The organism is Bradyrhizobium sp. USDA3516 (assembly GCF_057651995.1).
Genome location: NZ_JBYGYN010000005.1, coordinates 509,081 through 515,248, shown reverse-complemented (window position 1 = coordinate 515,248; position 6,168 = coordinate 509,081). Strand labels below are relative to the sequence as shown.

General features: G+C 66.6%; 5 protein-coding genes. 2 read left to right on the top strand and 3 right to left on the bottom strand.

Annotation, left to right across the window (positions count from 1 at the left end; all coding sequences use genetic code 11):
• Positions 1-324: 324 nt before the first annotated feature.
• Positions 325-1,122: a DODA-type extradiol aromatic ring-opening family dioxygenase gene (locus AC24YW_RS19415; RefSeq protein ID WP_487484210.1), complete on the bottom strand. Its 798-nt coding sequence runs from the start codon at positions 1,120-1,122 to the stop codon at positions 325-327.
• 153 nt (positions 1,123-1,275) lie between these two features.
• Here AC24YW_RS19415 and AC24YW_RS19410 point away from each other — a divergent pair, with 153 nt between their 5' ends.
• Positions 1,276-1,455, top strand: coding sequence for a hypothetical protein (locus AC24YW_RS19410; RefSeq protein WP_124159907.1), 180 nt, complete (start codon positions 1,276-1,278; stop codon positions 1,453-1,455).
• A gap of 6 nt (positions 1,456-1,461) precedes the next feature.
• Here the strand turns inward: AC24YW_RS19410 and AC24YW_RS19405 are convergent, their stop codons facing one another.
• Both AC24YW_RS19405 and AC24YW_RS19400 read right to left on the bottom strand, forming a co-directional pair.
• On the bottom strand, positions 1,462-2,931 hold the full coding sequence (locus AC24YW_RS19405; RefSeq protein WP_487484209.1) for a carboxylesterase/lipase family protein: 1,470 nt from the start codon (positions 2,929-2,931) through the stop codon (positions 1,462-1,464).
• A gap of 77 nt (positions 2,932-3,008) precedes the next feature.
• Positions 3,009-3,257, bottom strand: a complete 249-nt coding sequence (locus AC24YW_RS19400) for a hypothetical protein (RefSeq protein WP_487484208.1) — start codon at positions 3,255-3,257, stop codon at positions 3,009-3,011.
• Positions 3,258-3,448: 191 nt separating this feature from the next.
• Here AC24YW_RS19400 and AC24YW_RS19395 point away from each other — a divergent pair, with 191 nt between their 5' ends.
• Positions 3,449-6,133 (top strand): flavin-containing monooxygenase, encoded by a 2,685-nt coding sequence (locus AC24YW_RS19395; RefSeq protein WP_487484207.1) that lies wholly within the window; start codon positions 3,449-3,451, stop codon positions 6,131-6,133.
• Positions 6,134-6,168 lie beyond the last annotated feature (35 nt).

The window sequence follows — 6,168 nt, the reverse complement described above, 5'->3', positions numbered from 1 at the left end:
AAGGCAAGCGGGCAAGTTTTGCTCGCCTCCATCGCGTTCAATATGAGGCGGTGGGCCACGATCACCGCCTGAACTGCCCGCCGAGGGTGGCAATTACAAACTCGGACCGCAATCCACGCGACTGCGGCCCTCTCTCCTGACGTCTTCGGCCTCAAAAAGCAGTAGCGCAACAGGCCCCTTGTGGGAGAGGGTGGCTCGCCGCGTAGCGGCGAGACGGGTGAGAGGTATCTCTCCGCGAGTCACACTGCATTTTGAACGAGAGGAGAGATACCCCTCATCCGGCGCTTCGTGCCACCTTCTCCCACAACAAGGGGAGAAGGAAGATCACCCTCCAAACACATACGACGCCATCGCCACCTGCGAGACCTCGTCGACGAAGACGCGGCGGCCGGGGTCGCTGCCGGCGGCACCGGCTGCCACCATCAGCGGCAGCAGATGATCCTCGCGCGGATGCGCCAGGCGTGCGCTCGGCGCATTCTCCCAGTCGATCAGCATCGCGTTCCGGCGCGCCGCATCGGGGTTGCTGATCGCCTCGTTCAGATAGGCCTCGAAATCATACGAGACGGGCTTGGACTCCGGACGGTTGAAGCCGCGCATGTTGTGATAGGTCAGGCCGCTGCCGACGATCAGGATGCCTTCGTCGCGCAAGGATGCGATCGCCTGCCCCACCTTGACGTGCTCGGCCGCGTCATAGCTGGACTTCAGCGACAGCAGCACGATCGGCATGTCGGCATTCGGATACATCAGCCCGAGCGGAACGAACGTGCCGTGATCGAAACCCTGATCAGGATCTTCGCGGCAATCGAGGCCGGCATGCGTGAGCAGCGCCTTCGCTCGCGCGGCAAGCTCGGGCTTGCCCGGCGCCGGATATTTGAGGTGGTAGGTATGCTCGGGGAAACCGTAATAGTCGTACACCATCGGCGGATGCGGCGAGGTCGTCACCGTGAAGGCGTCTGCTTCCCAATGCCCGGTGATGACCAGCACCGCCTTCGGCCTCTCGGGCAAAAGCTGCGGCAAGTTCGCGAATGCCTCGGCAGTCCTGGCATATTGCACCCGCCTGTCCTCCATGAAGGGCCAGGGGCCGCCGCCATGCGACAGGAACAGGGTGGGAAATCGCGTCATCGGCTCGTCTCGTTGACAACAGGTGCGTGCGAAGGGCCGCACGATCGGCGGTGAGCATAGGCAAAGCCGCATGGTTAGCAAGCCGTTAACGATTTGCCGCCCAGAATCCCCGCTGGGCCGAAGCAGTCGGTCTGAAGTCAAGTGAGACGTGCGATGAGGAAGTTTGCGCTGGGGGACGTCGTCAACAGTGACAAGGGCCGCCGCGGTGTCGTCCGCGCCGCCTTCAAGTCGCGGGATGGCCAGCAGTTCTATGCCGTCGAGAAGGACGGCGCGATGGATTACCTGGAGGAAGACCGGCTCAGCCTGGCGCCGCGCGTCGAGCTCGCGGCTTAGTCCAGCTCATCTTCTACCCTCATTTGCCAGCCGGTCGAGACGCTCCGCGAACGGATCGTCCCCGCTCGCGATTCCGTCGTTCGTGATCAGCAGCAGGCGATCGCCGCTCGCTGCGTCCCAGCGTGGCAGGTCGGGACCATTGGGATCGCCGCTCCTGGCGAAATTGATCCAGTAGGCGCGCATGCGGCTTGCGACCTCGCGATCGCGTCGCGACAGGATGCCCGCACCGGGCACGCCTTCCGCACCGAAGATGAACTGCAGCTCGCGCCCGTGGCCGACGTCCGGATTCGCCCGCCGCGCTTCCGGCACATAGCCGAAGCGGTAGCGAAAGGTCGGTCCGCCGCTTGCCGCGTGCAGGCGTGCCAGCAGCCGCACCGGCTCGGTGAAGACCTTGTCGGTGTAGAGTCTCGCCGCGAGATCCGAAGCTCCGGCGAGATCGGGATAGAGCTTGCGCAATTCGTCGCTGTTCGCGCCCGGCGGTGCAAGCTCCTCCTTGATCGCGGTCTCGTCCTCCGAGTCGGTCTCGTCCTCGTTCGAGCCGATGATCAGGGGAATGCGGCTTTGGCGTCCGGCCGCAAAACCTGCGGCGATGTCCTCGGTCACGAGACGTCCATCGATCATCGGTGCAAAGCTGCGCGGCGATGTCTCCAGCAATTGCTTTTCGGCGGCCAGCAGGCGCCGCGACTCGACTGCGCGCAGATCCGTATTCGTCCCGAGCGCGGCCACGAACTGCCGGCCGATGGCCTCCGCCTCTCCTGCCGAGCGCAAGCGCGCGCGGCCGGGCACCGATTGCAGAATGGCCTTGTGGAAGAGATTGCGCGCTTCCGCGGACAACATCAGCAGCGCAATCGATGTCGCGCCTGCATCGCTGCCGAACAGCGTGACGTTGTCGGGATCGCCGCCGAAGGCCGCTATGTTGTCGTGCACCCAGTGCAGCGCGGCGACCTGGTCCATCAGGCCGAGATTGCCGGAGCCGGCGTCCGACAGCGCGGGATGCGAGAGCCAGCCGAGCGCGCCGAGGCGATAATTCACGGTGACCACGATGAGGCTCGCCTGCGCCAGTCTGGCGCCATCGAACAGCGGATCGTTCGCCGTGCCCGCGACGAAAGCGCCGCCATGGATGAACACCATCACCGGCAACGGGCCGTCGACCCCGAACGGACGGAACACGTTCAGCGTCAGGCAATCCTCGCTCGCCGCCGGCAGCGCCGGCTGAAGGCACGGCGCGCCGTAGTCGTAGGCGGTGCGCATCTCCGAGCTTTCGGTCGTCGGCTGCGGCGGTTGCCAGCGCAGCGCGCCGACCGGCGGCGCCGCGTAAGCCAGCCCCTTGAACGAGGCCATCTCGCCTTCCACGGCGCCGAGCATCTGCCCCTCACGCGTCAGCGCGAACGGAAACTGCCCGACCGGCTGGGCGGCGGCCGAGCCGGCGCCGCACAGGACTGCAACAGCCGCAACGCATGCAAGCAGGGCCCGCATCTTCGCAACGATCTCGATGAAGGGTCTCGGCAGGTTATGTCCTGAGCCGTCGGCAAGGCAAGCCTCGCGCCTCGAGCCTAACCGCCTTTGCCGATCAGCTCCGCGAGCGCGCGGCGCGCGACGATGCCGAGCTCGCCCAGCGTGGAATGGCCCGCCCCTGCCGCCTCGATCAGGCGCTCGGCGATGAACCTGCGGCTGTCGTGATCGCCACCATGCGGCAATTGCCGGCACGTCTCCTCGAGAACGACGTCCATGTTCGCTCTGGTTCGCTCACTCAACTCTGTCATGACGCCCGGGCGGTACGCGTGGCTTGTCAGCGCAAGCATACACAGAAGGAGGATGGCTGATTACCCCGGGTTATCACGGCCATTGTGCATCGCGGTGCGTGTGATGCCGCAACATTCGCGCGGTCACGAAGCCGCCGCAAACGACCACCCTGAGATTGCACTTGCTCTGATGACAAGCTGAGCCTGCGGCGATAGCCTGCCGCCAAAACAAAACATCCGGGAGGAATACCATGCCTGACGCAATGGTTGCCACACGTGCCTCCGATGAGCGCGGAACCGCTCAGCAGGTCGATGTCGCCGTGGTCGGCGCCGGATTTTCCGGCCTCTACCTTCTCCATCGCCTGCGCAAGGCGGGGTTCTCGGCGGTCGGGCTCGACGAGGCCGGCGATGTCGGCGGCACTTGGTACTGGAACCGCTACCCGGGTGCGCGCTGCGACATCCAGACCATCGACTACAGCTACACGTTCGATCCGGAGCTCGAGACCGCCTGGACCTGGTCGGAGAAATACGCGACCCAGCCCGAGATCCTGCGCTATCTCGGCTTCGTCGCCGATCGCTACGATTTGCGCCGCGATATCCGTTTCAAGACCAAGGTCACCGAAGCCAGATGGGACGAAGCGTCCGAGCGCTGGCTCATCACCACCGACAATGGGCCACCCGTCTCCTGCCGCCATTACATCATGGCGACCGGGTGCCTCTCCGCGCCAAAGCCGCCGGAGATCGACGGTGTCAAGGACTTCAAGGGCGAGGTCTATTTCACCGGGCGCTGGCCGCATGACGGCGTCGATCTGAAAGGAAAGCGCGTCGCCGTGATCGGCACGGGTTCCTCGGCGATCCAGTCGATCCCTGTGATCGCCGAGCAGGCCGCGCATCTGACCGTGTTCCAGCGCACACCGAATTTCGCGTTGCCGGCGCATAACGGCCCGGCACCCGCGGACCGCATGAGCCTATTTCAGAGCGACCGCGCCGCCTATCGCGAGCAGGCGCGGCAGTCGATGGCCGGCGTACCCTACCCGCAGCAGACGGTCGTGAGCTGGCAGCTCAGCGATGCCGAGCGCCGCGAGCGGTTCGAGCGCGCCTGGGCCGCCGGCGACCTCGTCCACATCCTGACGCAGCTCTGGGCCGACCAGGCCGTCGACCTCGACGGCAACAAGATCGTCCAGGACCTGATCCGCGAGAAGATCCGGGCCGCCGTCAAGGACCCCGAGACCGCCGCGGCACTGACGCCGGACGACCATCCTTTCGGCGCGAAACGCCCCTGCCTCGACACCAATTATTACGCAACCTACAACCGGCCGAACGTCACGCTGGTCAATCTGCGCAAGGAGCCGATCAAGGCGATCACCGCGAGCGGCATCTCCACGAGCGGCCGCAGCTTCGACCTCGACGTCATCGTCTTCGCGACCGGCTTCGACGCCATGACCGGCGCGATCCGTGCCGTGCATCCGATCACCGGGCGCGGCGGCAAGTCGCTGTCCGATGTCTGGGCGCAGGGGCCGCAGACCTATCTCGGCCTCACGGTCGAGGGCTTTCCGAACTTCTTCATGATCACCGGCCCCGGCAGCCCGTCGGTGCTGTCGAACATGGCGGTGTCGATCGAGCAGCATGTCGACTGGGTGGTCGATCGCCTTGCCGGCTTACGCGATGCCGGCTTCACCACGATCGGGCCGACCGAGACGGCGCAGGCCGGCTGGAACAGGCACATGGCCGACTGCTCGATGCTGACGCTGCACCGGCTCGCCAACACCTGGTACACGGGCGCCAACGTGCCCGGCAAGGTGCAGGGCCTGATGCCCTATACCGGCGGCGTCGGCCCTTACCGCAGTATCTGCGACGAGGTGGTCAGCCGCGGCATGCTCGGCTTCAGGCTCACCGGTCCCAATGGCGCCACCCAATGCAATGACGGCGAGGTGGTCCGGCTGCAGCCGGACGTGCGGCTGGTGCTGAACCTGCTCGCCTCGCTCAACCTGCCGCCGATCGAGTCGATGGGCGCGCTCGGCGCCCGCGCCTTCGTCAACGAGTTCAACAAGGGCCGGCCTGCGGGGCGGCCGATCGGCGAGATCGTCGACGGCACCCTGCCCGTTGCCGACGGTGCGTTGCCCTACCGTGTCTACAAGCCGGCCACGCCTGGACCGCACCCGGTCGTGGTCTATTTCCACGGCGGCGGCTGGGTGCTCGGCGACGAGCAATCGGACGAGCCGTTCTGCCGCGACATGGTGCGACGGACCGGCATGATGTTCGTCAGCGTCGGCTATCGCCACGCGCCGGAGCATCGCTTCCCGACCGCCGCGGAAGACGGCTATGCGGCCACGCGCTGGATCGCCGAGCACGCCGCCGAGCTCGGCGGCAAGCCGGGCCCGGTGCTGGTCGCCGGCTGGAGCGCCGGCGGCAACATCGCCGCCGTCACCTGCCAGCTCGCGCGCGACCGCGGCGGGCCCGCCATCGCCGGCCAGCTTCTGGTCTGCCCGGTCACCGATTGCAGCTTCGATCGGCCCTCTTACGAGGAAAACGGGACCAATTACTTCCTGACGCGGTCGCTGATGTACTGGTTCTGGGACCTCTATTGCTCGCCGGCGGACCGCACCGACCCGCGGGTCTCGCCGCTGCGCGGCAAGGCCGCCGGCCTGCCGCCGGCCCTCGTCGTCACCTGCGAGTTCGATCCGCTGCGCGACGAGGGCATCGCTTATGCCGAGGCGATGGCCGCTGCGGGCGTGCCCGTCGAGCAGCTCAAGGCGCGCGGCCACTTTCACTCGTCCTTTGCGATGGTGGACGTGGTGATCACAGGCGTTTCGGGCCGGGTGCAGATGGCGGAGGCCTTGCGGCGCTTTGCCGGGCTGCCGCCGGAGGTCCGCCGCGGCGAGAGCAACCAGGAGCATGACAGCCCCGGACGCAGGATCGCGGCGGCCGCGAGCTGAACGGCGACAGGCGGCGGGGAACTATTCCCCGGCCG

Coding starts and splice junctions, on each gene's coding strand:
- AC24YW_RS19415 (WP_487484210.1), bottom strand. CDS start 1,122: ATGACGCGATTTCCCACCCTGTTCCTGTCGCATGGCGGCGGCCCCTGG.
- AC24YW_RS19410 (WP_124159907.1), top strand. CDS start 1,276: ATGAGGAAGTTTGCGCTGGGGGACGTCGTCAACAGTGACAAGGGCCGC.
- AC24YW_RS19405 (WP_487484209.1), bottom strand. CDS start 2,931: ATGCGGGCCCTGCTTGCATGCGTTGCGGCTGTTGCAGTCCTGTGCGGC.
- AC24YW_RS19400 (WP_487484208.1), bottom strand. CDS start 3,257: ATGCTTGCGCTGACAAGCCACGCGTACCGCCCGGGCGTCATGACAGAG.
- AC24YW_RS19395 (WP_487484207.1), top strand. CDS start 3,449: ATGCCTGACGCAATGGTTGCCACACGTGCCTCCGATGAGCGCGGAACC.